This window comes from Sphingobium sp. 3R8, assembly GCF_020166615.1.
GTDB classification, from domain to species: domain Bacteria; phylum Pseudomonadota; class Alphaproteobacteria; order Sphingomonadales; family Sphingomonadaceae; genus Sphingobium; species Sphingobium bisphenolicum.
The window spans coordinates 154573-180767 of sequence record NZ_JAIQXR010000008.1; the positions used below are offsets into that span (position 1 = coordinate 154573).

Sequence of the window (26195 nt, forward strand, 5' to 3'; positions counted from 1 at the left end):
CATAAGAAGGGGAGGAATATATATGCGTAACTTCATTTCGATCGCGGCGCTCGCCAGTGCCAGTGTCATCGCGCTGACGGCGCCCGCCATGGCCCAGGATGCTGCTGCGCCTGAGCAGGCGGCGCCCGACGCCAATTCGGACATCATCGTCACCGCTCAGCGCAAGGCCGAGAAGGTGACGGAGGTACCCATTTCCATCACCGTCGCCAACCAGGCCCAACTGGAACGGCAGCAGGTCAATACGGTCAACGACCTCAGCCGCATCGCGCCGTCGCTGGAAATCCAGCAGGCGCCCGGCCAGAATACCGGCGGCGGCGGCGCGATCCGTGGCATCGGGACCCAGACTTTCTCGGCCGGCGCGGTCGCTTCGGTCGGCGTCGTCGTCGATCAGGTGAGCCAAGGCAATGCCAACATCTCCGACCTGTTCGACGTGTCGCGGATCGAAGTGCTCAAGGGGCCGCAGGGCACGCTCTTCGGCCTCACCACCTCGGCCGGTGTCATCAATATCACCACCAACGCGCCCGATCCCAACGGCTTTTCTGCGCGCGTCCGCACCGAATTGTCGGATGCCGGCACTGCCGGTTCCAAATTCGGCAATCAGGTGATTCAGGGCGTGGTCAACATCCCGCTGGCGTCGAACGCGGCCATTCGTGTGTCGGGCGTCACCAACCTGCGCCAGGGCGTCAACCGCAATACACTGACTGGTAACTACAACGACAATGACCGTTATGGTCTGCGCGGTCGCCTGCTCTGGGAACCGACCGAGCGGCTGACCGTCAACCTGATCGGCGACTATAGCAAGAGCCGGGCTGAAAATGGCGGCGACTTCTTTACCTTCGTCAAGACCAGCGGACCGGGCACGGCACTGGGCGGCCTGCTCCAGGATGGCCAAGGCATTACGGCGCGCCTTGCAAGCTGCGGTGTGACGCCGGGCGAGGGCAATCGCAACTATTGCTCCAGCAGTGCCTATGTCGGTCGTTCGGAAAATTACGGCGGTTCGCTTCAGATCGATTATGAAGCCGATCCGTTCACACTGACCTCCGTCACCGCCTATCGCAAATCGAACGAGACCGGCTTTGGCGCAGCGACCGACGTGTTCCGCGGCGAGCCGCTGGAACTGCAGGTCGGCAATGGCGCCGTGAATCGTCGGCTCAGCCTGTTCACGCAGGAATTCCGGGTGTCTTCGCCTGCGGACCAGTTCCTGGAATATACGCTCGGCGCCTTCTATTCGAACCAGAAGCAGTTGCGCGATCCCGAAACCCTGTCGGTCTCGGTCGTGCCGTTCCCCGGCTTCGTCATTCCCATCGTGCGGAATCCTGGCGCCGACGTCGCAATCAAGGACGAATCGCTCGCCTTCTTCGGTCAGGGCACCTTCCATCTGTCGCCCAGCCTGCGCCTGATCGCCGGTGGTCGCTACACCACCGACCGCCTGTCGCTCGACTATTATAACTATGCGATTCCCGCCGATCCGTTCACCAGGACGGTCCTCGACGTTCAGAAATTCTCGTGGCATCTGGGCGCGCAATATGACCTCGACCAGCGGACGATGGTCTATGCGACCGCATCGCGCGGCTTCAAAGGGGGCCAGATCGCAACCCCGTCGGCCCCGCTCCAGCCGTTCGTCGTGCTGCCGGAAATTCCGATGGCCTATGAAGCGGGGCTCAAGAGCACCCTGTTCGGCGGCTGGGTGGCGGACCTCAGCGTCTTCTATCAGAAGATCAAGAACTTCCAGGCGCAACAATGCACGGTCGATAGCACAGCGGTCATCTCCTGCGTGCAGACCAACATCGATGGCGTGAAGTCCCGCGGCGCGGAAATCAACTTCTTCGGCAAGGTGTTCGACGGCCTGTCGCTGAACACCGGCTTCATCTATGCCAAGGCGACCTATCCGAAGGGCTTTATCGGCACTGATGGGACTGACATCGGCAGCAGCCAATTGGCCTATGCCCCGAAATATAAGTTCACCCTGTCTGGCGAATATGAAGTGCCTGTCACCAGCCGCTTCAACGGTTTCCTGGCCGCGGATACGGTCTGGAAGTCGCGGGTCCGCTATGAAGCCAATTCGAACAGCGAAACCACCTTCCGTTCGCACTGGCTGGTCGGCGGTCGCATCGGCGTCCGTACCGAGGATAATCGCTACAGCGTCGCGGTGTTCGGCCGCAACCTGTTCGACGTGCACGAGCCCTCGCTGATGCAGAGCAATTTCCCCTATACCACCGATAGCGGGGAGCAAAATATCGGCGCCATCTACGGTCCGCAGTCCTTCCGTCAGGTCGGTATCAGCTTCGACGCCAAATTCTGATGCGATAAGGCAGGGCGGCGCAGGTGACGCCGCCCTGCCTCTTTTTTGTCAATCGTGGCGGTCAGGGATGCGGGAATGAACCAGATCAGACAATCGATCGCCGCCATGGGCACCGACCTTGGCCCGGACATTCTCTCGCAATGTCGCGCCCTGTTCGATGCCGACCAATCCGTCCTGCGCGAGCAGGTGCCGGTGACGGTCGCGGATATCGCCTATGGCCCGCATGAGCGACATCGCCTCGACCTGTATCGGCCGCAGGGCAGTGATCTGGCGCCCGTCCTCGTCTTCGTCCACGGCGGCGGCTTCCTCAAGGGCGACAAGGGCGGCGTCGATGCCTGGCCCAACGCAAATGTCGGTCGCATGGCGGCACAGGCCGGGTTTGTGGGGGTCGTCATCAACTATCGCCTTGCACCGGACAATGTCTGGCCTGCCGGATCGGAAGATGTCGCGGCCGTCGTCGCCTGGCTCAAGGCGCATGCGGCGCAACATGGCGGCGATCCGGAGCGGATCGTGCTGATGGGTACGTCCGCCGGTTCGGTGCATGTGGCGGGCTATCTGAAACTGGCCGGCGTCCGCGACATTCGCGCCGCAATCCTACTCTCAGGCCTTTACGGCTACACGCCGCTCGACGAGCGCGACACATATTATTATGGCGACCCGGCGCTCTATCCCGACCGGATGCCGCTGGATGCGGTCGCCTCCACCAGCCTGCCCCTGTTCCTGGCCTGCGCCGAGTTCGATCCGCCGCGCTTCCAGGCCGAGTTTCTGGGCCTGATGCAGGATCGCCGCACCCGCCACGGTGCCATGCCGCGGGCCTTCATCCATTCGGGCCACAACCATTACAGCATGGCCATGCACCTTGGCACCGCCGACCGGCGGCTATCGGACGAAATCTGCGCTTTCGTGCGCGAAACCACCAAATCATAATCAGGAGAAACAGATGCTCGATCGCAGGACGCTGCTCGCGACCGGAATCGCCACCGGGGCCATGATGGCCGCTCCCGCCATGGCCGCGCGCAAGGCGGCCGCCAGCCCCGGCTTCCCCCAGGGCTTCTATTGGGGCGTCGCCACCGCGCCGCACCAGATCGAGGGCAATAACATCGCCAGCGACCTGTGGTTTATCGAAAACCAGCAGCCGACTGTCTTCGCCGAACCATCGGGCGATAGCTGCAACAGTTTCGAACTGTGGGAAACCGACCTGGATCTGGTCAAGGGCATGGGCCTCAATGCCTATCGCTTCGGCATCGAATGGGCGCGGATCGAGCCGGAGAAAGGCCTCTTCTCCCAAGCGATGCTGGCCCATTACAAGGCGATCATCGACGGTTGCCTCCAGCGCGGTCTGGCGCCGATCGTGACCTTCAGCCATTTCACCGCGCCGCGCTGGTTCAGCGCGCAGGGCGGCTGGACCAACCCGGAAAGCGCGCAGTTGTTCGCCCGCTATTGCGACAAGGCGATGCGCGCGCTGGGGCAGGGGATCGCCAGCGCCATCACCTTCAACGAACCCAATATCCTGCTGCTTTTGAAGCCCATGCTGCCGCCGCAGGTGTGGGACATCCAGAAACTCACGCTGGAAACCGCGGCCAAGCGCCTGGGCGTGCCGAAATTCGTCGCCGCCAATGTCGCCGGGGGCGAGGATCTACCAGCGTTGCAGGCCGGTCTGGAGGCGGCACACAAAGCGGGCAAGGCCGCGATCAAGGCGGTACGTCCCGACCTGCCTGTCGGCTTCTCTCTTGCATTGATGGATGATCAGGCGGTCGGCAGGAATTCGGTGCGCGACCGGATGCGGAAGGAATTGTACGGCAACTGGCTGGAGATAGCCAAGGCCGACGACTTCATGGGCGTTCAGAATTACGAGCGCGCGCTCTGGGGCGACAAGGGGCGTCTGCCAACGCCCGCCGGTTCGATCGTCAATTGGTCTGGCACCGAAGTCTGGGCGCCCTCGCTCGCGGGCGCGGTCCGCTACGCCCATGCAGCGACAGGCGTGCCGATCCTGGTGTCGGAACATGGCGTCGGCACGACCGACGACACCATCCGCGCCACATTCATCCCCGCGGCGCTCGCCGAACTCAAGAAGGCGATGGACGACGGCGTGCCGGTGCTGGGCTATTGCCACTGGTCGCTGCTCGACAATTTCGAATGGATATTCGGCTATAAGGTCAAGTTCGGCCTGCACAGCGTCGATCCGGTCACCTTCGCCCGCACCGCCAAACCAAGCGCCGCCGTCTATGGCGCGATCGCCAGCCGCAATGCGGTCTAAGGAGAGAAAGACATGAAGCGTTTCGCCGCCGCTGTCGCCCTTATACTCGCGGTTCCCGCCATCGCCCAGATGCCGACGCCGGTTCCCGCCGAAGCCCCCGCCGATCCGAACGCCATTCCGCTCTATCCGGACATGAAGGCACCCAAAGGATCGACCGAAAATTGGGTGCGTTTCGGCAAGGATCTGGCGGTGCGCAATGTCACCGTGCCGACCATCACGCCTGTCCTGCCCGATCCCGCCAAGGCGACCGGTGCGGCGGTGGTGGTCGCGCCCGGCGGCGCCTTCATGCTGCTGGCGATGGATCATGAGGGCTGGAGCGTCGCGCGCTGGCTCGCCGATCACGGCATCGCCGCCTTCGTCCTGAAATATCGGCTGAACCAGACCCCCGCCGACATCGGCGAAGCGTCCGCCTATATGGGCAAGCGCATGGCGGAGTCGCTGCGCGATCCGACTGCCGCGCCGGGAATCACTGAACCGCGCGCAACGCTGGATGCGCTGGCGGCACTCAAGCTGGTGCGCGCCGGCGCCGGCAAATGGGGCGTCGATCCGCAGCGTGTCGGCATGATGGGTTTCTCCGCCGGTGCGATGACTGTGCTTAACGCAGCGCTGGAAGGGAAGGGGAGCGATCGCCCATCCTTCATCGGCTATGTCTATGGCCCCATGCTGGCGCGCGAGGTGCCGGCCGATGCGCCGCCCATGTTCGCCGCCATTGCCAATGACGACAGCCTGTTCCCAAACCCCTCCTACGGCCTGGTCGAAAGCTGGCGCCGCGCCCATGCGCCGGTCGAACTGCACGCCTATGAACGTGGCGACCATGGCTTTGGCACGGGCAAGCCGGGTACGACGACCATGGGTGTGCTGCCGCAATTTGAAGCCTGGCTGGCGATGCGCGGGCTGTTGACCGCGAAGGCCGCGCAATGAGCGCTGCGCCTGTCCTTCCGATCGCGCGCGAAGCTGGCATCGGCTTTGCGATCAATGCGACCCTCAGCCTGGCCTTCTTCCTCGGCATTTTCGGTATGGCCGCGCGCCTGCTCACCTGGGGCACACCCGATGCGCTGGGCCTCGACTTCGTGCCGCAGAGCATCGCAGTTGCACTCATGAGCGCGCTCGTCCCGTCTTTGATCGCGCGCAAGCGGCTAGGGCTGGCCATATCGGTCCGCATCATCCTTCTGCGCGCGTTCGGCTTTGCGATCGGTGGCGCAGTGCTAGGCGGTCTGCTGGCCTGGGCGACCGACGCTGCCGCTCTACCGCCTATCGGCTGGGGGCAGGCACTGGCGCTGAAATTACTCTACGGCGGATCGCTGGGCGCCCTCATAACAACCCTGGCTCTCAAGAGGATGACCCGATGATCCGTTCTATGATGACGCTGGCGCTGATGCTCGCCACGCCCGCGATGGCGCAGGACGTGCGCATGGAAACGGTTCCGTCGCAGGGCCAGGAGGGGGCGATCGCGCTCTATCCGGACCAGCCCGCAGTGAAGGCTGGCAACGACGAACAATGGTCGAGCATGCATGTGCAGATCGGAGCGAACAGCATCGACAATATCATGGTCCGCAACGTCGTGCGCCCGACCATTACGCCCTATCTGCCCGATCCCGCCAAGGCGACCGGCGCGGCGGTGGTAGTTGCGCCCGGCGGTGCGTTCCTGTCGCTGTCGATGACTGGCGAGGGCAGCGATATCGCGCACTGGCTGGCCGATCATGGCGTCGCCGCCTTCGTGCTGAAATATCGCCTCAACGAAACGCCGCGCGACGATCAGGCTTTCCTGGGCGTCATGGGGCAGCGTTTCGCGGCCGCTGCGCAGTCCAACGCAACGCCGGAGGTCAAGGAACCCCGCGCCACGCAGGATGCGTTGCAAGCGCTTGCCATCATCCACAGCCGCGCTGCGGATTGGCATGTCGATCCGGCGCGGATTGGCATGATCGGCTTTTCGGCGGGTGCCATGACGACGCTGAACGCGGCGCTGGAGGGCAAGGGCGACCAACGTCCTGCCTTTATCGGCTATATCTACGGCCCCATGATCGACATCGCGGTGCCCGCCGATGCGCCGCCCATGTTCAATGCTATCGCGATGGATGACGGCCTGTTCGCCAAGCAGGGCTTCGGCATCGTCGAAGCCTGGCGCAGGGCGAAGCGGCCGGTCGAACTCCATGCCTATGAACGGGGCGATCATGGTTTCGGTGCGGGTCGGCCGGGGACGACGACGGCGATGCTCCTGCCCGAATTCCTCGCCTGGATGGACATGCGCGGCCTGCTCGGCACGCGCTGATTTTCGCAAGGATTGCTCATGACGCGTAAAGCTCTTCGCCTCGCCGCCCTGCTGGCCTGCGCCTCCTTCGCCGCGCCGCTCCGGGCCGACGAACTGGCCGACGGCTTCCGTAATCCGCCGCAATCGGCGCGCCCGCGCGTCTGGTGGCATTGGATGAACGGCAATGTGACCAAGGAAGGGATCGACAAGGATCTCGACTGGATGGCGCGCATGGGCATTGGCGGGGTACAGAATTTCGACGCCAGCCTGATGACGCCGCAGATCGTCAAGGACCGGCTGATCTACATGACGGACGGCTGGAAGGACGCCTTCCGCCATGCCGTCCGGACCGCCGACGCGAAGGGGCTGGAATTCGCCATCGCCGCCTCGCCGGGCTGGAGCGAGACGGGCGGTCCCTGGGTCAAGCCGCAGGACGCGATGAAGAAGCTGGTCTGGAGCGAAACCGACCTGCGCGGCGGTCAGCGCCTGAAGAGAGCGCTGGCCGCGCCGCCCTCCATTACCGGCGCGTTCCAGAGCGCGAAGTTCAGCGATCCGCTCGCCGCCGGCGAGGAAACAGGCGCGCTGCCCAGCTTCTATGCCGACGCGCGCGTCCTTGCCTATCCGATCAAAGCCAGCCTTTTGCCGCAGCCGCGCGTCTTTCAGGCGGACGGAACGGCGCTCGCCGCAGCGCCGTTGTTCGATAACGACCTCGAAACCGTGGGGCAGATCGCCAAGGGCGACGCCGCCAATCCGGGTGGGCTGATCCTCGACTATGGCAAGCCCGTCACCATCCGTTCCGCTAGCCTGTTCGTGCCCCATGCCCGGCCGCCTTTTGGCGATCCGGTTTATCGCCCGATGCTGGAGGCGGAAACGGTGCAGGGCTGGCAGCCGGTCGGCGGCTTTTCCCTGACCGAAGTGTCGGCGACGATCGGCTTCGCGCCCGTCACCGCCCGGCGCTTCCGCCTCGTGCTTTCGCCCAACGATGGACCCAAGTCGCTTGGGCTGGGCGACGGCGCGCCGGGGGCGATCATGCTCGACGTGTTCGGGCGCCCCGCCAGCGCGACGCTCGGCATCGGCGACCTGCGTCTGTCTGCCGAGTCGAAGATCGACCAATATGAAGCGAAGGCCGCCTACGCCATCGCGCCCGACTATAACAGGCTGAGCGAGAGTATCGTGCCCACGGCGATGGCTATCGACCCCGCCAGTGTCGTGGATATCACCGATCATCTGCGTCCCGACGGCACGCTCGACTGGACCGCACCCAAGGGTAGCGACTGGCGCATCCTGCGCATGGGCTATTCGCTGACCGGCAAGATGAACCATCCCGCCACGCCCGAAGCGACCGGCCTGGAGGTCGATAAATATGACGCCGCCGCCGTCCGCCGCTATCTTGAAACCTATCTCGGCATGTATCGCGATACGGTGGGTGCGGAATGGATCGGCAAGAAAGGCATCCGGGCGCTGCTGACCGACAGTATCGAGGTCGGCGCATCCAACTGGACCCCGCGCATGGTCGAGGAATTCAAGGCCCGGCGCGGCTATGACCCGACGCCGTTTCTGCCCACGCTGACCGGCGCAGTGGTCGGCTCCGCTGCGCGCAGTGACGCCTTCCTCCATGACTATCGCCAGACACTCGCCGACCTGCTGGCCCACGCCCATTATGGCACGGTGGCACAGGTGGCGCATGAAAACGGTCTGACCGTCTATGGCGAGGCGCTGGAAAACGGTCGCCCGGTGCTGGGTGACGATCTGGCCATGCGGTTCCATACCGATGTGCCGATGGCGGCGATGTGGACCTTCAACCGCGGGGCCGCGCCGCGCCCGACGCTGATCGGCGACATGAAGGGGGCGGCGTCGGTCGCCCATATCTATGGCCAGAATATCGTGTCGGCGGAGTCCATGACATCGGCCTTCGCGCCCTGGGCCTTTGCGCCGTCGGACCTGAAGCGGGTGATCGATCTGGAGTTCGCATCGGGCGTCAACCGGCCGATCGTCCATACCTCGGTCCACCAGCCGGTCGACGACAAACTCCCGGGTCTCAGCCTCATGATCTTCGGCCAATATTTCAATCGGCATGAGTCTTGGGCAGAAATGGCCAAGCCCTGGGTCGATTATATGGCGCGCACCGGCTATCTGTTGCAGCAGGGGCGCGATCATGCCGACCTCGCTTATTTCTACGGCGAGGACGCGCCGATCACCTCGCTGTTCGAACATGGCGTGCCCGTAGATCTGCCGACCCGTTACGCCTATGACTTTGTGAATGCCGATATCATCGCCAACCGCATGAGCGTGGACGATGGCGAACTGGTGGCCGGCAACGCCCGTTACCGCGCGCTCTATCTCGGCGGATCGAGCCGGGTGATGACGCTGTCAACGCTGCAACGGATCGCCGGGTTGGTCGATGCGGGGGCGACCGTGATCGGCGAAGCGCCCGAACGCGCGCCGGGCCTGCAGGATGACGCCGCCGCGTTCAAGGCGCTCACGAGGCGTCTCTGGAGCGGCGCTCCGCAAGGCAAAGGGCGCGTGATCGCCAGCAGCGACGTCGAAGCGGCGCTCGCAAGCGCTGGTACCGGTCCGGACTTCCGCATCGGCGATGGCGCACAGGACGCAGACTATCGCTTCGTCCATCGCAAACTGGCCGATGGCGACCTCTATTTCGTCAACAACCGCACGTCCAAGGTTGGCCATATCGAGGCGCGTTTTCGCGTGACCGGCAAGCAGCCCGAAATATGGCGCGCCATCGATGCTACGACATCGCCCGTCTCCTATCGCACCGAAGGCGGCGAAACGGTGATTCCGCTGGATGTCGGCTCGGAGGACGCCTTGTTCATCCTGTTCCGCAAGGCTGCGGTGGCGTCGTCCGTCACCATCGCGGCCAAGGCCACCCGCTCGGTCGCAACGCTAACCAGTCCCTGGGCCGTCAGCTTCCAGTCCGGTCGAGGCGCGCCCGCCAGCATCGCCATGTCGACCCTGACGCCGCTCGAAAGCAATGCCGACAAAGGCGTGCGCTATTTCTCCGGAATTGCGACCTACGCCACGCGCTTTGCCTTGCCCAAGGGGGTGAAGTCCGGCGTTCCATTGTGGATCGATCTCGGCAAGATCGGCGACCTGGCCGAGGTGCGCGTCAATGGCCGACTGGCCGGCACGAGCTGGTTCGCGCCCTATCGCCTGGACATCGGCAAGCTGGTGAAGCCGGGCAACAACCAGTTGGAGGTCAAGGTCGCCAACCTGTGGGTCAATCGCCTGATCGGCGACCAGCAGCCCGGAGCGGAGAAGATCACCTTCACTGCTGCCCCGACCTACAAGCCCGATGCGCCGCTACGCCCGTCCGGCCTGATCGGGCCGGTGCAGTTGCTCGCCGAATGAACCCTAATGATCGAGCGTCTCGCCGTCCCGCAAGGACGGCGGGCGCTTGACCTTCTTGATCTGGCGCAGGCCCAGGAAAACCGCGCCGATGATCGCGGGGATCAGGGCCAGGTCGATCCAGCCGGGCAGATGGGCGCCCTGATGCTCGATCGCTTCCTTGAAATGATGCCACAGGCCCAGCGCATAATAGCTGATCGCCACCACCGACAGCCCCTCGACCGTATGCTGCAGGCGCAGTTGCAGCCCGGTGCGCCGGTCCATCGATGCCAAAAGGTCGCGATTGCGGCGCGCCAGGGCGGTATCGACTCGCGTCCGCAGCATCGCGCTGGTCCAGGCGGTGCGCTGCGACAGGTCCTCCAGCCGCCGGCCGAATGCGTCGCAGGTCCGCATCGCGGGCAGCAGCCGTCGTTCGGTGAAATCGTCGAGCGAGCGATAGCCGCGCACCGGCGCGACATCCAGACGGCGAATGCGGTCGAAGCAGAGTTCCGCATAGGCATGGGTCGCACTCATGCGATAGCGAGTGCGAGCGACGATCTGCGCCAGTTCGGCGCTGAGCGATGAGATATCCTCCAGCACGGCGTCGGCGTCCGCCTGCGGCTCCGCCACGCGTGCGGTGACATCGGTCAGGCGTTGCTCCAATCTGGCCAGTACCGGGGTCGCCTGCTGCGCTTCGGGCAGGCCAAGCAGGGCGATCTTGCGATAATTGCCCAGTTCCTGGAGCCGTTGCACCAAAAGCGACGCTTCGGCGCCTTCCAGTCCTCGATCCTGAATCAGCAGTCGGCCGAACCCATTGTCGTGCAGCCGGAAATCGCCCCAGATGCGCGCGCGTCCTTGCGCGATGTCCGAGATGATGAGGTCGTCCGAAGCGAAATACCCGGCGATGGTCGCGTTGGATGGCTCGTTCCTGGTCAGGGCGATCTGGGTCGATCGGATGATCCGCCCCGGTAGCTGGTCTATCCAGTGCGATACCGGCAGGAAGGGCGCAAGGTCGAACGGCTCGCCATAGCCGTCGGCGATGAAGCTGTAGGTGATGAACTCGCTGTGGCGTTCCCAGGAAAACCCCAATGCGCCGACGCGGCAGGCAAAGAAGCGGTCGTTCGCATCGGGGGAGGCGTCGTTAGGGGGTAATAGGCCTTGCAGAGCGGGGACGCTGTCCCGCGCCTCCTGCTCATCGACGATCATCACGAACTGTACGGCGCGTGCAGGAGTGTCGAGCCGCGGCATCTTGCGGATATGCATTTCGCGCGAGAGCGATGCGCGCAGGGCATGGCTGCGCTGCGCCAGGTTGGGAAATGGGCCATCGCCCGCCTGCATGACCGCGTCCGTCATCGTCCAATCCCCCTCGATCCATTTCGGTTTATTTTAGTCGGACTAATGGGGTTTGGGCAATTGGCTGGATCCAAAGAATGAGGATGGGGCGATCGTCAGATGCGGCGGGCGATGGCGCCGGCCGCCCACCCCATGCCCACGGCCATGGCGATCGCTACCAGGCCGTAGACGAAGGACCAATGTTCGGCCGCGGTAGCCATGAATTGTTCGAAGCCGGATTTGCGCACGGTGATGTCGCGCACCGCGGCGGCGACCACTCGGCCGTCCTGCACCAGGAAGGTCTCGGCCGTATAATCGCCCACGATGACGCGCGCCGACAAGGGCAGGCGTGCGCGATACAGGACGCCATCGGTGATCTCCACCGTGCCCGGCCGCTCGACGAACAGGCCGGATCGCGCTCGCAAATCGACCAGTCCCAACTGAAAGCGCGACAGTTCCGCGCTTTCATTCAGCGAGGAGGGGGAGAGTTGCAGCTTGTCGACGCCCAGTTCGTAAATGGCGGCGGTGCGTTCATCGACGATCCGGTCGATCGGACGCGACGAGGCCATGGCGTAGAAGCTGGGGGCGGAACGGAAGCGGGCGGTGTCGGCATTCACCCATATTCCGGCGACCTTCTGCTTTTCGCGCATGGCGATCGATTGTTCCGGTCCCTTGAGTATGACGACGATGTCCGCCGGCTTGTCGGGACGCCGCCCGTCGGGATAGACGATCGCGCCGAACAGCAGCAGGTCCGCGCCGGTGAAGCTATACTGGATTTCCACCTCGCGCTGGGACACATCCGGCACCAGTTGCGGTTCGTCCGCCCCGATCAGCGCCACCGCGGCGGGCAGGGCGAGCAAGATGGGCCAGCGACGCATCAGCGCACCTCGATCGTGTAGATTTCGTCGGGTCGCCATCCCAGCCCCAGCGCCATCCGGGCCGCGACCAGCAGCACGATCGCGGCCAGCAATATGCGCAGATATTCGGGACGGATCGACATGGAGATGCGGGTGCCGATCTGCGCGCCGACCACACTGCCAATCAGCAGCAGCAGCGCCAGCACCAGGTCCACCGCCTTGGTCGTCATCGCGTGCATCATGGTCGTCGCCATGGTCACGAACAATATCTGGAACAGGGAGGTGCCGACCACCGACTGCGTGGCCATGCCCAGCAGATAGAGCATGGCGGGCACCAGGATGAAGCCGCCGCCCACGCCCAGCAACATCGTCAATATTCCGGTCGCCATGCCCAGCAGCAGCGGCGCGAGCGGCGAGATATAGAGGCCGGAGCGGTAGAAGCGCCAGCGCATCGGCAGCGCCGCCACCAAGGGATGGTGGCGCCGCTTGCGCGCCGGCGGACGTTTGCCGGTCTTCAATGCGATCAGTGCCTGGATCGATTCCTTGGCCATCAGCGCGCCGATGCCGCCCAGCATCAGCACATAGAGGATGCCGATGACGGTATCGATCTGGCCCAGATATTGCAGCAGGCGAAAGATGAAGACGCCCAAGCCAGCGCCGATCACACCGCCGGCGATCAGCACGCCGCCCATGCGGAAATCGACGGTGCCGCGGGACATATGGGTGAACACGCCGGACACGCTGGCGCCTGTCACTTGCGATGCGGCTGAAGCGGCGGCGACAGTCGGAGGGATGCCGTAAAAGATGAGCAAGGGCGTCGTCAGGAATCCGCCGCCGACGCCGAACATGCCGGACAGCAACCCGACGACACCGCCCAGGCCGATGATGACAAGCGCATTGACCGACAGATTGGCTATAGGCAGGTAAAGATCCATGCCTGCCGGAGGTAGCGCCAACGGGCAGCGATATAAAGCGGCGATGGCGTCAGGCGATTAAAAATCGGCGGCGAGAGTGATGGCGAGGCCCGATCCCGGACGGGCGTCCCCCGCGATACGTTCGCGCCATTCGACGGCGATCCGGGCGCCGACGTTCGGCAAGGGCAGGCGGAATTGCACTTCGGGGCCGATGTCCAGCCTGTTGATGCCCGGTTGGGTACCGCCCGACAAGGCTGCACCGACCCGCATGGGGGATCGCGCCAGTGGGGTGGAGAGCGAGAATTTACCGTCGATGAAAGCATCTCCCCGCCTGAAGCCCACTATTCCGGCTTGGCTATAGCCCTCCGCTACCACTGCCGGCGCGATCGCCACCGGGCCAAATCCGCCCACCACCATCACCGCATTGGCGTTGCGCGCGCCGGTGCCGAGCGCGATGCGCCGTTCGACCGCGAGACGAATCGGGACCGCGCGGACCGGCTGGATCGACAGTCCGATCGCGCCTTCGGGCGCCGCCGGGTGCTGGAGCGCGCTGGTCAGGCGGCCATAGGCGACGGTTCTGCTGGCGGCGCGCGGCGTCAGATCATAATCCACTCGAAGCCCTGCCTGCGAGCCGCCGAGTTGCCCCGTCGACACCGTCCCGCTCGGGCTGGCACCTCCTTGGCGCCACAGCAGCCACGCGGCGGCGTGCCATCGATCCCGCGTCTTTTGCTCGACCATGAGAGGAGGCGGGCTGGCTGACGGCGTCTGGAAACGGCTCATATAGGCCGGGTCGCTGGCATAATGGCGGTTGGCGAACGCCACGGTGAAGGTGATGAAATCCATCAGATCGACCGGCATGGCGCTGTCGATGTCGGCAGGCGCTCGCGCGACAGATATCTGCATATTCGCTGTGCTCGCTTGCGTGGCGATCGGTGGCGGCGGTAGCGCAGTCGGTCGGATGGGTGGTTGCACGACCGCGACGGCGCTGGAGGCGAGCAGCCCTTGCGGCAGAAGCGCTGGTGACGAGATATGACGGATATCGGCATATTGCCGTTCCGGCGGCGTGACGCCTTGCTGACCCAGCAGACGGATAGCAACCCAACCCACCAACACCATGACAAAGAAACGCAACGGGCGTCCGCTGGCGGTGCGGTTCATGGATCGGTCTTCAGGTCGGGGAAGCGATGCTGGGTCTTGTCCCAGCTCAGCGGATTGCCCAAGAGCGATTTGCCATAAAGGAAGACAGCTCGTCGGGCCGCCAATATGGCGATGTAGTTGGCGATGACGGTGCGGGGTATCGCCATCAACCCATGGCGCCAGCCATAGGCCCGGCCGACAAACAGCGCGCGCATGGCTGCCCGCCACCCCATCAAGCCCATGTTGAGCCACAGCAGGGCATCGACGATGGGCGAGCGGAGCGGGAGGGATAGCGGCAGGAACAGGCCCAGCGCGACGATCAGTCCCCACAGGATTAACGCCAGATAGGCGGCGAACAAGACGAGCGCGGCCATGGTGGCGCGCCGGTCGCGGATGCGCATCCACCATTCGGCGGGACCGCCATGCCAGCCCATGCGGTCCCAACCCGCCAGCGATATCCCCACCATCCAGCGGGCCTTCTGCCGGACGGCGGCCTGGATGCTGTCCGGAAAATATTCGCGCGTCGCAACCAGCGCTCCGCTCCGGTCGCGCATACGGACGAACACGCCGCGCCCGCCCATATCGGCGATCCGCAGACCTGCTTCATAATCCTCCGTCAGCGACGACGGATCGAAAGGGCCGCCATGGATTGGGTCGGACAGACGGCCGAGCGTCGCCCGCTCGAAAGCGCATGCCACGCCAGCCGATGGGATCGACGCGCCGAGCGCTTCGCGCACCGTCAGCGCTTTCCCATGATTTTCGGCAAATTCGTCGCCATAATGATTGGCGATCGCGCGCGCTAACCATGTGCCGCGACCAGGGAGTGGCAGGACCGGCAACTGGACCAGGGCGAAGCGGTCGATCATGAAGTCGAACAACCGGATTTCTTCGGCATGGACCACGTCTTCGGCATCGTGCAGCACGATCGCCTTGAACGCTCTGCCCGTGCGCGCTTCCTCCGCCAGCATGGATCGCCACAGGATGTTGAGGCAGTCCGCCTTTGTGCTCGGTCCCGGTTTGGGGTTCATCCCCACGACGATTCGCGGTTCCCCGGCGGCGATGGGCGCGACCGCTTCGAGCGTGTCCGGGTCGTTCGGGTAGAGGCCGACGAAGATCCGGTAATCGTCGTTAGGCCAGCAGGCGAGCGCGTAGCGCAACATGGGACCGATGACTTCCGCTTCGCGCCAGGCGGGGATGAATATGGCGATGCGGCCTGGTTTTGCCGAAGCGGGCAAGGTCGCCGTGCTCATGCGCGGGTGACGGGCATAGATGGCGATGTTGCGCCAGCAGCGACGGGCCAGAAACAGAAGATCGACCAGCAAATCGTCCAGCCCGCCGATCGCAAGTCCGACAACGGCAAAAAGCAGGATTTCCCTGTGCAGAGCCAATAGGCCTGCGGCCACCACGTCTCCCACGACTTGACCCCCATCCCCCTATGCGAGAGAGGATGCCATTTGCGTCACATCGTTCCAAGTCTTTTGCATATTTTACGCAGAAGCCCTTGGAAATCCTGGCGAAGGCATGAGTTTTTGCCTTCGCCGGTGCAGCCGAAAGGACAGACAGGCATGAATCGACCGCCGCGATCCGCATTGCGCGATTTTCTGACGGGGGAAACCGGCGGGGCGATATTGCTGATGATCGCGGCTGGCGCGGCGATGATATTGGCCAATCTGCCGGGCGCGACCGGGCATCTCTACCATGACATGCTCCATGCGCCGCTGGGGCCGACATTGTCGTCGCGGATCGGGCCTATGACGCTGCATCTCTGGATCAACGACGGGCTGATGGCCATTTTCTTCCTGGTGGTCGGGCTGGAGATCAAGCGCGAGTTCCTGGATGGCGGCCTGTCCACCTGGGACAGGCGACGCCTGCCGATCCTGGCGGCGGTCGCAGGCATGGCCGCCCCGGCACTGGTCTATCTACTGGTTACGGCCGGGCGGCCGGCGCTGGGCAATGGCTGGGCCATTCCGGCGGCAACCGACATCGCCTTCGCGATTGGCGTGCTGGCGCTGCTGGGCCGTCGCGCGCCAGCCTCGCTCAAACTGTTCCTGACCGCCGTCGCCATCGTGGACGATATGGGGGCGGTGGCCATCATCGCCCTTTTCTACAGCCATGGCCTTGATCTGGCGGCGCTGGCGGGCGCTGCGGGCGTGCTGGCGCTGATGTACGGCCTCAATCGTGCGGGGGTGAAGGCGCTGGCCCCTTATCTCCTGGGATTTGCCCTCCTGTGGTTCCTGATGCTGCTATCGGGTGTCCACGCCACGGTCGCGGGCGTGCTGGCGGCGATGACGGTGCCTGTGCGCTGTACACCAGGCGCCCCCGATGCGGCGGACAGTCCCCTGCACCGGCTGGAACATGCCATCCATCCTTGGAGCGCCTATCTGATCGTCCCGCTATTCGGGTTCGCCAATGCCGGACTCAGCCTAGGCGGGGAGGCATTGGCGATGCTGTTCGCCCCCTTGTCGCTGGGCGTCGCATTTGGCCTGTTCCTGGGTAAGCAACTGGGCATTTTCGGTGCGGTCTGGGCGGCGGTACGCCTGGGATTTGCGGAGCGCCCGGCCGGTGCAAGCTGGAGCCAGGTCTATGGCATGGCGATGCTATGCGGCATTGGCTTCACCATGAGCCTGTTCATCGGCGCGCTCGCCTTTCCCGGCCAACCCCTGCTGGTCGAGGAAGCGAAGGGAGGGATACTGCTGGGATCCTTGTTGTCCGCTCTATCGGGATATGCGGTTTTGCGCTGGATTGCGCGCCCGGCCGCCTCGGCGGCGCGATAAGCGGGTTCGCCAACGGGTAGCGGGAGTGCTAGTCTATAGGTGCTGATGTTGCGAGTCGTATGCAACCTTGGCCAATCGACCAATCTCTTCGAACTTGGACGGGAGGAGGGCGACTATGGAGATGGACGTCAACTACCTGCTGCATCGCCAGCAGATGTCCCTGATACGCGCGCAGTCCAGCCGATCGGACAAGGGGCGAGACGCTTATGAAAGCCTTGCGCAAAGCTATACTGATCGGATCGATGCCTATCGTCGGGAAAATGAACGGCTGATCATCCACGCGCATTGACCGATCGGGTCAACGTCGCTGGATCAGCCTGTCGATCGCCAGACGATGGGTCGCGTCGTCGCCGCATTCCCGTTCCAGGACGGTCTTGATCCGTTGCAGTTCCGCTTCGGTCAGATGTTCGATGCCGATGAAATCGTTGCGGGCGTTTTCGACCGCCCGGATCAGTTCGTCCAGCTTCGCCTGAATCGCCGAGCCATCGCGGTTTTGCGCATTCTGGATCAGGAACACCATCAGAAACGTGATGATGGTGGTGCCGGTGTTGATCACCAACTGCCACGTATCGGAATAATGGAAGACGGGGCCGGTCGCGAGCCAGAGAATGACCGTGCCCAAGGCCAGGACGAAGGCAAACGGCTGACCGGCCCAGTTGGCGACCCGGTGCGACATCGCTGCGAAAATCCGATCCATGGCTGATTCTTCCTTTGCAAAACCGGTGCATTTATCTCCTGTTCAGCCAGGCGCGGCCATGAAAAGCGCCATGCGTTCGATTTCGTCACGCGCCTTGTCGGCTGCCACCCTTATTCTCCTGCCCGCTTGCACTTCCTTGTCGCCCGAATCACGCTTGCGCGCCGGGCTTGAAGAGGCCGGCCTCTCGCCGCGTATGGCAGGTTGCATGGCGGAGCGGATGGCCGATCGACTGAGCCTGACCCAGTTGCGAAGGCTCCAGTTGCTCGCTTCGCTCCGCAAGTCTCACAGCGGCAAAATCTCCGTAGATCAACTGTTGCACAAGGTGCGGGCTTTACATGATCCTGAGATTTTTGCGGTTACCAGTATATCGGCGCTGGCCTGCACAGTCTGATCGCTTTTGCGGATGAAGGGGTGGAATGGCGTCATTGGCTTTGCAATTTTGCAAAGTCATTTTGCGAAATTTTCTAGCGCCTCGCCTGGTGCTGTGCTTAGCCGCTGACATCAGATTTCAGCGAAAAGGGCAGGCCCTATGAATATTCATGAATATCAGGCGAAGGAACTCCTCGCGAAATATGGCGCGCCGATCGCGGCCGGCTATGCCGCTTTCTCGGTCGAGGAAGCCGTCGAAGCCGCCAAGAAGCTGCCCGGACCGCTTTATGTCGTGAAGTCGCAGATCCACGCCGGTGGCCGCGGCAAGGGCAAGTTCAAGGAACTTAGCGCAGAAGCCAAGGGCGGCGTCCGCCTCGCCTTCAACCTGGATGAGGTCAAGGCCCACGCCACCGACATGCTGGGCAATACGCTGGTCACGATCCAGACGGGTGATGCGGGCAAGCAGGTCAACCGCCTCTACATCACCGACGGCGCCGACATCGCCAAGGAATTCTACCTGGCGCTGCTGGTCGATCGCGGCAGCAGCCGGATCGCCTTCGTCGTGTCCACCGAAGGCGGCATGGACATCGAGGAAGTCGCCCATTCGACCCCGGAAAAGATCCACAGCTTTGCGGTCGACCCGGCCGCAGGTTTCCAGCCGCATCACGGCCGTTCGATCGCCGCAGCGCTCGGCCTGACCGGTGACCTCGCCAAGCAGGCGGCCAAGGTCGCCTCGTCGCTTTACGCCGCGTTCCTCGACACCGATGCCGAACAGATCGAAGTCAATCCGCTGGCGCTGACCGAGCAGGGCAATCTGCTGGTGCTGGACGCCAAGGTCGGTTTCGACGGCAACGCCATGTTCCGCCACAAGGATATCGCCGAACTGCGCGACCTGACCGAGGAAGATGCGGCCGAAGTCGAGGCTTCCAAGTACGACCTCGCCTACATCAAGCTGGACGGTAACATCGGCTGCATGGTGAACGGCGCTGGCCTGGCCATGGCGACGATGGACATCATCAAGCTGAACGGCGAATTCCCCGCAAACTTCCTGGACGTCGGCGGCGGCGCCACGACCGAGAAGGTGACGGCGGCGTTCAAGATCATTCTGCAGGACCCGGCGGTGAAGGGCATTCTGGTGAACATCTTCGGCGGCATCATGAAGTGCGACATCATTGCCAATGGCATCGTCGCTGCCGCCAAGGAAGTGAACCTGTCGGTGCCGCTGGTCGTCCGTCTGGAAGGCACCAACGTCCAGCAGGGTAAGGACATATTGGCTTCGTCCGGCCTGGCCATCGTCCCCGCGGACGACCTGGGCGATGCAGCGAAGAAGATCGTGGCGGAAGTGAGGAAGGCGGCCTGAGGCACGACCCCACCTAACGAGATACGCCATGGGGCGTGGGTGGTCCGGAAACGGGCCGCCCACGTCCTTGTTCGCGTTGGCGGGCGATGGCGTGAAACTGGAGGATGTTGGAAATGAAGATCCTTGTGCCCGTGAAGCGGGTCATTGACTATAATGTGAAACCGCGCGTGAAAGCGGACGGGACGGGCGTCGATCTGGCGAACGTCAAGATGAGCATGAACCCGTTCGACGAAATCGCGATCGAGGAAGCCATCCGCCTGAAGGAAAAGGGCGTGGCGACCGAGGTGATCGCGGTGTCGATCGGCGTCGCCAAGGCGCAGGAAACGCTGCGCACGTCACTCGCCATGGGCGCGGACCGGGCGATCCTGATCCAGACCGACGATGAGGTCGAACCGCTGGGCGTGGCCAAGCTGCTCGCCAAGGTGCAGGAAGAAGAAGGCGCTGGCCTCATCATCCTGGGCAAGCAGGCGATCGACGATGACAGCAACCAGACCGGCCAGATGCTGGCTGCGCTGCTGAACCTGCCGCAGGGCACGTTCGCGTCGAAGGTCGAAGTCGCCGATGGCAGCGTCAACGTGACCCGCGAAGTCGATGGCGGGCTGGAGACGGTGAAGCTGTCGATGCCGGCGATCATCACCACCGACCTGCGCCTCAACGAGCCGCGCTATGCGTCGCTGCCCAACATTATGAAGGCCAAATCCAAGCCCCTGGCGCAGAAGACCCCCGCCGATTACGGCGTGGACGTCAGCCCGCGGCTGGAGACGCTCAAGGTCGCCGAACCGCCCAAGCGCTCGGCCGGCGTCAAGGTCGCCGACGTCGATGAACTGGTTGCCAAGCTGAAAGCGCTGGGAGTTGCCGCATGAGCAAGACACTTGTTTGGGTTGAACATGAGGGCGGCGCCGTCAAGGACGCGACCCTTTCCGCCATCACCGCCGCCGCCAGGCTGGGCGAAGTGCATCTGCTGGTCGCGGGCCAGGGCGTCGATGGCGTCGCCGCCGCCGCCGCCAAGATCGCGGGCGTGGGCAAGGTCCATGTCGCCGACGACGCGGCCTATGGCCATGCGCTGCCGGAAAATGTCGCGCCGCTGATCGTCGAACTGATGGGCCATCATGACGCCTTCGTCGCGCCGGCGACCAGCAACGGCAAGAATATCGCGCCGCGCGTCGCCGCGCTGCTCGATGTCATGCAGATCAGCGACATCCTGTCGGTCGAGAGCGAGGACACGTTCACGCGCCCGATCTATGCCGGTAACGCCATTGCCACCGTCAAGGGCAAGGACGCCAAGAAGGTCATCACCGTCCGCGGCACGGCCTTCGAAAAGGCGGATCGCGACGGCGGCAGCGGTGCGGTGGAAGCCGTCGCCTCGACCGGCGACAAGGGGCTGTCGAGCTTCGTCGGCGCCGAGATCGCCAAGCTGGAGCGTCCCGAACTGACCAGCGCCAAGATCATCGTGTCGGGCGGTCGTGCGCTCAAGGATGGGCCGACCTTTGAGGAAGTGATCTTCCCGCTCGCCGACAAGCTGGGCGCCGCGGTTGGTGCGAGCCGCGCGGCGGTCGACGCGGGCTATGTCCCCAACGACTATCAGGTTGGCCAGACGGGCAAGATCGTCGCGCCCGAAGTCTATGTTGCCGTCGGTATCTCCGGGGCTATCCAGCATCTGGCGGGCATGAAGGACAGCAAGACCATCATCGCCATCAACAAGGATGAGGATGCGCCTATCTTCCAGGTGGCGGACATCGGCCTGGTCGGGGATCTGTTCAAGGTCGTGCCGGAACTGACCGGCAAGCTCTGACCTTGCGAGCGATCGGGAAAAGGGCGCGGCCAGCGATGGCCGCGCCCTTTTCTTGTCATTCGCAGTTGATGTCGTTCTTGTCGATGGCGCGGCCCGCCAAGGCGCCGCCCGCGCCGCCCAGGATGGTGCCCAGCGTCTTCGAGCCGCCCGGTGCGATGATGTTACCCAAGACGCCGCCAGCAATCGCGCCGACAATCGTGCCAGTGGTACCGTCGTCGCGCTTGCAATAATAGCGGCCGTCACTGTCGCGGTAAATCTGGTCATTGTCGCGGATCGGACGGCGATGATGACGGGGCGGGCCGCGGCGGTCACTGGGGCGGTCATAGCCATAGCCGCCACCGCCGCCATTGTCCGACATACAGGCGCCAAGCGGTAGCATCGCCAGCATGGCGACGGCGAGAATGGGTTTTTGCACGGGGTCTCTCCTTCTTTTGTTACCCTGCTGGCTGCAACAACCCGGCGCAGCGGCGGTGGTTGCGTGGCGGTACAATTTCGAGGTGAAAAGAAGACCGCCCGCTGCGGCCGCGAGAGGGGGAGCGGCTGCGAGCGGGCGGTGACCGGCGACGAGCGGGGGACTGGGCCGCCGGATGGGGATAGTGGGTTAGTTGGGCAGCGGCCGGTTGATCGCGCCAGCCGACGTGACGAGCGGCGACGTATCCGCCGTAGCGCGTTCGTCGGCCAGGCTGGTCTTGGCGTCGTTGTAGCGGGTGACCAGGTCGTTCTTGAATTCGGTCAGCTTGCCTTCGTCGTAGAGTTTCTTGCCGACATAGCCGGCGATGGCGCCGAAGATCAGGGTGCGGATCATGGGATGCTCCATTGTTGCGGGTTCGGGGAGATAACCGGCGGCGGGGCCGGGGGTTCCAAGCCGCATTGCCTGGACGGCCGCTTTTGCTAGGCTTGCGACGGACGGTGCGTCGGGGGAGCCGAATGTCGGGATTCGATCTGGTGTTCGCGGCCTTCGGGCTGTTGCTGGGGCTGGCGATCAGCGAGGTGCTGGGCGGCTTTTCCAGGGCGCTCAAGCTGAAGCGGGGCGCCAGGGCGGTGCGGATCGGCTGGCTAACGCCGCTTCTGGGGCTGTTCGTGCTGCTCGACCTGACCAGCTTCTGGCTGACGGCATACGAGGCGCGGGCGCAGATGGACGCCAATTATCTGACGCTGACGGCGGTGCTGGCGCTGGTCGGGGTCTATTATCTGGCCGCGACCCTGATCTTTCCCGACGAACCGGAGGAATGGCCCGATTTCGATCATTGGTACGACCGGCACAAAAGGCTGGTGATCGGCGGCGTGCTGTGCGCCAATATCGGCAGCATCATCGGCCAGATCGCGCTGGAAATCTATCGGCCATCGACCGGGCCGGCCCTGAGCGCAGATGCCGATTATTGGATGGGGCTGGCGCTGCTGGGGCTGTTCGGGGCGCTGATCGCCCTGCTGTTCGTGCGCCATCGCTGGATCAACGGCGCGCTGCTGGTCGCGCTGATCGCGATCTTGCTGGTCGGCTCGGTCTATATGGACCAGCAGCCGTAAAAGGAGGCGGGCGCCGGAGCGCCCGCCATCCCCGTTTATTCGGCGTGCTGAAGATTGACAGCGGCCATCTTGCCACGACGGTCCTGCTCCAGATCGTAGGAGACGCGGTCCTTTTCGCGCAGCGTGGCGAGGCCAGCGCGCTCGACGGCGGTGATGTGGACGAACGCGTCCGGGCTGCCGTCATCGGGAGCGATGAAGCCATAGCCCTTGTCGGCGTTGAAGAATTTGACGGTTCCGACGATGCTCATGGTAGTTCCTTCTTTCGTGCGGCGCGGCCCGTGTGGTCGCACCGGATCGCTAAAGGGGCAGGGAAAGAAGGAAACAGGTGCCGCAAAGCGCCGAGAACCGTCGATTTGCGACTGTAGCATCCCCCACATAGGGCATGGGGGGCTAAATAGCAAATAGGGGTGGGGCGTGAACCCGATGGCGGATAGGCGGCCACTGTCGCACCTGTCCCCCCGCAGGAAGAAAGGCCCCCTTCGACTGTCTGCCTGCGGCAGTCGCTCAGGACAGGCTTCGACAGGCTCAGGGCGAACGGAGGGAGGGGCGCTCCCGCTTTCACAGGCAGCGCCGATGGCATCACGCACACCGCCCGATCATCCCGCCCCGGCCGTCACCGCCGCGCACCCCGCGTCCCGCGCCAGGACGAAGCCGAAGAAATCGTCGCGGGCGAGGGCGGCGGCCTGTTCATAGGGGCGGCGTTCGGCCTCCTGCTGGGCGGCGATCGCCTCTTCCTCCGCCTCCGTCAGGTCGCGCTCATAATTATCGACGTCGTAGATGCTGTCGCTGGCGTCGCCGTCGAAATCGGGCGGGGGCGGGAAATCGGTGCGCCAGCGGTCCAGCCGGTCGTCCCACCAGAGGCCGCGCAGCCGATGGGCGGCTTCGTCCGGCGGGAGATCGGTAAGATTCGGGGGCGGCGGGGGCCGAAGTTCACACCGTTCATCATCGACGGAAAAGTGCGGATTTTGCGGTTTGTGCAGCGCCATGCGCGCGGCGACGAAGAGGGCTGCCGATGCGCCGGAGGAGAGGGGTGTTTCGGCGTCGACCGGGGCGGGCGTATCGGGCATGGAGCCGTCATAGAGGGTGGCGTCGTCCATGGTTCGTGCGGCCGGTTCCGCGCCGGTACGGGGCAGGCCGAGACGGTCGGCTTCGGCCTGGGCGTCGGCTTCCGGGCAGAGCATGTCGCAATAGGCGGCGAAATCCTGCGCGACGACGCGGGCGAGCGCGGCGTCGGACCCCTCGGCCGGGCAATCGGCCATGCGATCGAGCCGGGCGAGCATCGACATGGCGAGCCGGTTGTCGTGGCGGTGGCGGGTGATTTCATAATTGTCGGGATCGCGGCGGATGGTTTCCTCCGTCCCCATGATGGCGCGGGCGAGCAAGGTGTCGGCCAGCCGCGCGCGGGCGATCAGGATCGCCGCGTCCCAGCCCAGGCGAAAGGCCGCGCCGTCGCGGCGGATGCGCAGCGTGTAGGCGGAGCGGGTGGTGATGAACACGGCTTCGCAGGCGAGGCGGATGACGCCGGTCGCGGCGAGGACTTCGAGAAAGCGGCGCTGGCGCGCGGGGCTCCAGCCATCGACGCGGCTTTGCGGCGCGGGGGCGGGGGTGGGGAGGATGGGGTCGTGATAGGACATGGGTCGCGTGCCTCCGGCTGAGGGGTTTGCCGGTAGGATGGACAGAAAAGGGGCGTGTAGGACAGCGGAATAGGATTTTTAGGAAGGTCAGGGATTGTCGATCGGCCAGCGGGTTTCGCGCGCCTTGCTGCCAAGGTCGATGAGATCGTCATTCGGGCTGCCGGATCGGGCGAGCCGGACTTCGCCGTCCGAGCCAAGAGATTCTTCCCATGGCTGGGCGCGCCGTTCCTGCTTCCTGTGTTGATAGGTTTCGTTGCGGACGCGCTTCATGCGCCGCCAGAGGAGGGGCATGGCGACGAACGGCAGTGCCAGGCAGACGAAGAAAATCCCGAGATTGACGATGTCGTTCATATGCGGCCCCCGGATATCTTCAGGGATATTGCTGGCGACTATGGTGGAGCGCAAGTATCTGAATCCGGTCGGCCATGACGCGATAGACGAGGATATAGTTGGGATGAACCACAGCCTCCCGCGTGCCGGGAACACGGCCGGGACGGTGAAGATAGGGATGGTCGGACAGGCGATCGGCTGCGTACCGGATCGCAGCGCCTATGCGGTCGGCCGCCGCCGGATTCCGTATTTCGATATAGTCGATGACGTTTTCGAGTTTTCGTAGAGCGCTGGCTCTCCAGACGACCGGCAGCACTATGTCGTATTGCGCTCGTCCGCCTTTTTGCGGCGGCCGATAATGGCCTGCATCCGGGCCATGGCTTCGTCATGGGGGATATCGGGTTCGTCCGATGCCATGGCGGCCTCGACCTCCGCACGGAACCATGCGTCATAGGCTTCCGCGTCTTCGGTCGTCGCGAACTCGGACTCGATGGGGGTGAGCTTGGTCATAAGCATAATGTATCAAATAGGCGCATTGGAGCAATAGTAGTGTCTGCGGGTCGATCCGATATGGCCTGGATCTGGCAAAATATTCGGTCATTCGCTGAGTAGGTAGAGTGATACTCGCAGTATCAATAAAACTATAACGAATCTGTAATAAATCTGAATTATTTCAAGGAAATACTGAAGTTCCGGCGATGCCTCCAGTTATAATTTCATCAATTACCGTATGTTTCCAAACTATGCCAATTTGTACACCCAATTCATCATCGCCTATGCGGCCAGAATACACTCCAAGAAAGTTAAGGCCTTCACCAATCACTGCTTTCGAAAAATCTTCCTCACCATCAGGCATGATCCATCCTCGACGTAAGACGACAACAGGTGATCCTGACATCCCTTCTCTTGTTGCAGTATCTATGTATATCAAAGGAAGGTTTTTGACATCGAAATTTGTTTCGCTGGCAATCGATGCACGTTTCCATAATGGAAATCCCTTTCCACCATCCATTCCTTTAGGAAAGCCCAGCACGAACGCATCATCGCCAACCCGACCGGAAAAAGAAATCCATTCGTCATGAGTATTTACTGGTTCATTATACAGTCTGCCGTCGACATCTAAATTATCAATTGGCAAAACACCAACGTCAATGTCGGTGCCATGAATCGGATGAATAAGCCATTTCGGATTTCCATTTTCATCATATAAATCTATTTGCCATGTTTCATGCTTAAGGCGAAGAAATTCGCTGCCTTCGTCGAAGGCGACTGAGACTTGAAGTGCAATCCATTCTGGTAACCAGCCCAAGGTACTCATTGGTTTAT

Annotated in this window: 28 protein-coding genes; 14 read left to right on the plus strand and 14 right to left on the minus strand. The window is 63.5% G+C overall.

Annotated features, from left to right (window positions below):
* The first annotated feature begins 22 nt into the window (after positions 1–22).
* The 7 genes from K9B33_RS10115 (at position 23) to K9B33_RS10145 (ending at position 10173) form a co-directional block, all read left to right on the plus strand.
* Positions 23–2302 (plus strand): TonB-dependent receptor, encoded by a 2280-nt coding sequence (locus K9B33_RS10115; RefSeq protein ID WP_224548488.1) that lies wholly within the window; start codon positions 23–25, stop codon positions 2300–2302.
* Positions 2303–2377: 75 nt separating this feature from the next.
* Positions 2378–3229, plus strand: coding sequence for an alpha/beta hydrolase (locus K9B33_RS10120; protein ID WP_224548489.1), 852 nt, complete (start codon positions 2378–2380; stop codon positions 3227–3229).
* Positions 3230–3242: 13 nt separating this feature from the next.
* On the plus strand, positions 3243–4559 hold the full coding sequence (locus tag K9B33_RS10125; RefSeq protein ID WP_224548490.1) for a family 1 glycosylhydrolase: 1317 nt from the start codon (positions 3243–3245) through the stop codon (positions 4557–4559).
* 12 nt (positions 4560–4571) lie between these two features.
* The gene (locus tag K9B33_RS10130; protein ID WP_224548491.1) at positions 4572–5480 is read left to right on the plus strand and encodes an alpha/beta hydrolase; all 909 of its coding nucleotides are present in this window, start codon (positions 4572–4574) and stop codon (positions 5478–5480) included.
* Positions 5477–5908 (plus strand): hypothetical protein, encoded by a 432-nt coding sequence (locus tag K9B33_RS10135; protein ID WP_224548493.1) that lies wholly within the window; start codon positions 5477–5479, stop codon positions 5906–5908. The genes K9B33_RS10130 and K9B33_RS10135 overlap by 4 nt, the downstream gene beginning before the upstream one ends.
* Positions 5908–6828 carry an alpha/beta hydrolase gene (locus K9B33_RS10140; RefSeq protein ID WP_411974001.1) on the plus strand — a complete coding sequence of 307 codons (921 nt, stop codon included), beginning with the start codon at positions 5908–5910 and terminating at the stop codon, positions 6826–6828. Before K9B33_RS10135 ends, K9B33_RS10140 begins: the two co-directional genes overlap by 1 nt.
* 18 nt (positions 6829–6846) lie before the next feature.
* Positions 6847–10173 carry a glycosyl hydrolase gene (locus K9B33_RS10145; protein WP_224548496.1) on the plus strand — a complete coding sequence of 1109 codons (3327 nt, stop codon included), beginning with the start codon at positions 6847–6849 and terminating at the stop codon, positions 10171–10173.
* A gap of 3 nt (positions 10174–10176) precedes the next feature.
* Here the strand turns inward: K9B33_RS10145 and K9B33_RS10150 are convergent, their stop codons facing one another.
* From K9B33_RS10150 to K9B33_RS10170, 5 genes are all read right to left on the minus strand, one after another.
* The gene (locus K9B33_RS10150) at positions 10177–11502 is read right to left on the minus strand and encodes a DUF3422 domain-containing protein (RefSeq protein ID WP_224548497.1); all 1326 of its coding nucleotides are present in this window, start codon (positions 11500–11502) and stop codon (positions 10177–10179) included.
* Positions 11503–11597: 95 nt separating this feature from the next.
* Positions 11598–12359, minus strand: a complete 762-nt coding sequence (locus tag K9B33_RS10155) for a TIGR02186 family protein (protein WP_224548499.1) — start codon at positions 12357–12359, stop codon at positions 11598–11600.
* Positions 12359–13273 (minus strand): sulfite exporter TauE/SafE family protein, encoded by a 915-nt coding sequence (locus tag K9B33_RS10160; RefSeq protein WP_224548501.1) that lies wholly within the window; start codon positions 13271–13273, stop codon positions 12359–12361. The genes K9B33_RS10155 and K9B33_RS10160 overlap by 1 nt, the downstream gene beginning before the upstream one ends.
* A 57-nt stretch (positions 13274–13330) precedes the next feature.
* Entirely contained in the window at positions 13331–14410 is a 1080-nt protein-coding gene (locus tag K9B33_RS10165) for a hypothetical protein (protein WP_224548502.1), read from the minus strand.
* Positions 14407–15795 carry a glycosyl transferase family protein gene (locus K9B33_RS10170; protein WP_224548537.1) on the minus strand — a complete coding sequence of 463 codons (1389 nt, stop codon included), beginning with the start codon at positions 15793–15795 and terminating at the stop codon, positions 14407–14409. The genes K9B33_RS10165 and K9B33_RS10170 overlap by 4 nt, the downstream gene beginning before the upstream one ends.
* A 159-nt stretch (positions 15796–15954) precedes the next feature.
* On the opposite strand from K9B33_RS10170, the gene nhaA reads away from it, so the two are divergent.
* Both nhaA and K9B33_RS10180 read left to right on the plus strand, forming a co-directional pair.
* On the plus strand, positions 15955–17163 hold the full coding sequence (gene nhaA / locus K9B33_RS10175; protein ID WP_224548503.1) for a Na+/H+ antiporter NhaA: 1209 nt from the start codon (positions 15955–15957) through the stop codon (positions 17161–17163).
* Between the two features lie 115 nt (positions 17164–17278).
* On the plus strand, positions 17279–17452 hold the full coding sequence (locus K9B33_RS10180) for a hypothetical protein (RefSeq protein ID WP_224548504.1): 174 nt from the start codon (positions 17279–17281) through the stop codon (positions 17450–17452).
* 9 nt (positions 17453–17461) lie between these two features.
* On the opposite strand, the gene K9B33_RS10185 is transcribed toward K9B33_RS10180, so the two are convergent.
* On the minus strand, positions 17462–17860 hold the full coding sequence (locus K9B33_RS10185; protein WP_224548505.1) for a low affinity iron permease family protein: 399 nt from the start codon (positions 17858–17860) through the stop codon (positions 17462–17464).
* Between the two features lie 70 nt (positions 17861–17930).
* Between K9B33_RS10185 and K9B33_RS10190 the strand changes: the two genes are divergently transcribed.
* From K9B33_RS10190 to K9B33_RS10205, 4 genes are all read left to right on the plus strand, one after another.
* Complete coding sequence (locus K9B33_RS10190) at positions 17931–18251, plus strand: hypothetical protein (RefSeq protein ID WP_224548538.1); 321 nt, start codon at positions 17931–17933, stop codon at positions 18249–18251.
* A 138-nt stretch (positions 18252–18389) separates the two neighbouring features.
* The gene (gene sucC / locus K9B33_RS10195; RefSeq protein ID WP_224548506.1) at positions 18390–19589 is read left to right on the plus strand and encodes an ADP-forming succinate--CoA ligase subunit beta; all 1200 of its coding nucleotides are present in this window, start codon (positions 18390–18392) and stop codon (positions 19587–19589) included.
* A gap of 113 nt (positions 19590–19702) precedes the next feature.
* On the plus strand, positions 19703–20452 hold the full coding sequence (locus K9B33_RS10200; protein WP_224548507.1) for an electron transfer flavoprotein subunit beta/FixA family protein: 750 nt from the start codon (positions 19703–19705) through the stop codon (positions 20450–20452).
* Complete coding sequence (locus K9B33_RS10205; protein WP_224548508.1) at positions 20449–21381, plus strand: electron transfer flavoprotein subunit alpha/FixB family protein; 933 nt, start codon at positions 20449–20451, stop codon at positions 21379–21381. The genes K9B33_RS10200 and K9B33_RS10205 overlap by 4 nt, the downstream gene beginning before the upstream one ends.
* A gap of 55 nt (positions 21382–21436) precedes the next feature.
* Here the strand turns inward: K9B33_RS10205 and K9B33_RS10210 are convergent, their stop codons facing one another.
* Both K9B33_RS10210 and K9B33_RS10215 read right to left on the minus strand, forming a co-directional pair.
* Positions 21437–21796: a glycine zipper 2TM domain-containing protein gene (locus K9B33_RS10210; RefSeq protein WP_224548509.1), complete on the minus strand. Its 360-nt coding sequence runs from the start codon at positions 21794–21796 to the stop codon at positions 21437–21439.
* Between the two features lie 186 nt (positions 21797–21982).
* Positions 21983–22186, minus strand: coding sequence for a hypothetical protein (locus K9B33_RS10215; protein ID WP_224548510.1), 204 nt, complete (start codon positions 22184–22186; stop codon positions 21983–21985).
* 122 nt (positions 22187–22308) lie between these two features.
* Between K9B33_RS10215 and K9B33_RS10220 the strand changes: the two genes are divergently transcribed.
* Complete coding sequence (locus K9B33_RS10220) at positions 22309–22905, plus strand: hypothetical protein (RefSeq protein ID WP_224548511.1); 597 nt, start codon at positions 22309–22311, stop codon at positions 22903–22905.
* Between the two features lie 35 nt (positions 22906–22940).
* On the opposite strand, the gene K9B33_RS10225 is transcribed toward K9B33_RS10220, so the two are convergent.
* The 6 genes from K9B33_RS10225 to K9B33_RS10250 all read right to left on the minus strand — a co-directional run.
* Entirely contained in the window at positions 22941–23153 is a 213-nt protein-coding gene (locus tag K9B33_RS10225) for a cold-shock protein (RefSeq protein ID WP_066603914.1), read from the minus strand.
* Between the two features lie 348 nt (positions 23154–23501).
* Positions 23502–24539 carry a hypothetical protein gene (locus tag K9B33_RS10230; protein WP_224548512.1) on the minus strand — a complete coding sequence of 346 codons (1038 nt, stop codon included), beginning with the start codon at positions 24537–24539 and terminating at the stop codon, positions 23502–23504.
* An 87-nt stretch (positions 24540–24626) separates the two neighbouring features.
* Entirely contained in the window at positions 24627–24890 is a 264-nt protein-coding gene (locus tag K9B33_RS10235) for a hypothetical protein (protein WP_224548514.1), read from the minus strand.
* Positions 24891–24909: 19 nt separating this feature from the next.
* A complete protein-coding gene (locus K9B33_RS10240; RefSeq protein ID WP_224548516.1) occupies positions 24910–25185 on the minus strand; it encodes a type II toxin-antitoxin system RelE/ParE family toxin in 276 nt (91 codons plus the stop codon).
* On the minus strand, positions 25185–25379 hold the full coding sequence (locus K9B33_RS10245; protein ID WP_224548518.1) for a stability determinant: 195 nt from the start codon (positions 25377–25379) through the stop codon (positions 25185–25187). The genes K9B33_RS10240 and K9B33_RS10245 overlap by 1 nt, the downstream gene beginning before the upstream one ends.
* Positions 25380–25542: 163 nt before the next feature.
* Positions 25543–26195 (minus strand): serine protease (locus tag K9B33_RS10250; protein ID WP_224548520.1); only part of this gene is annotated, 653 nt, incomplete at its 5' end.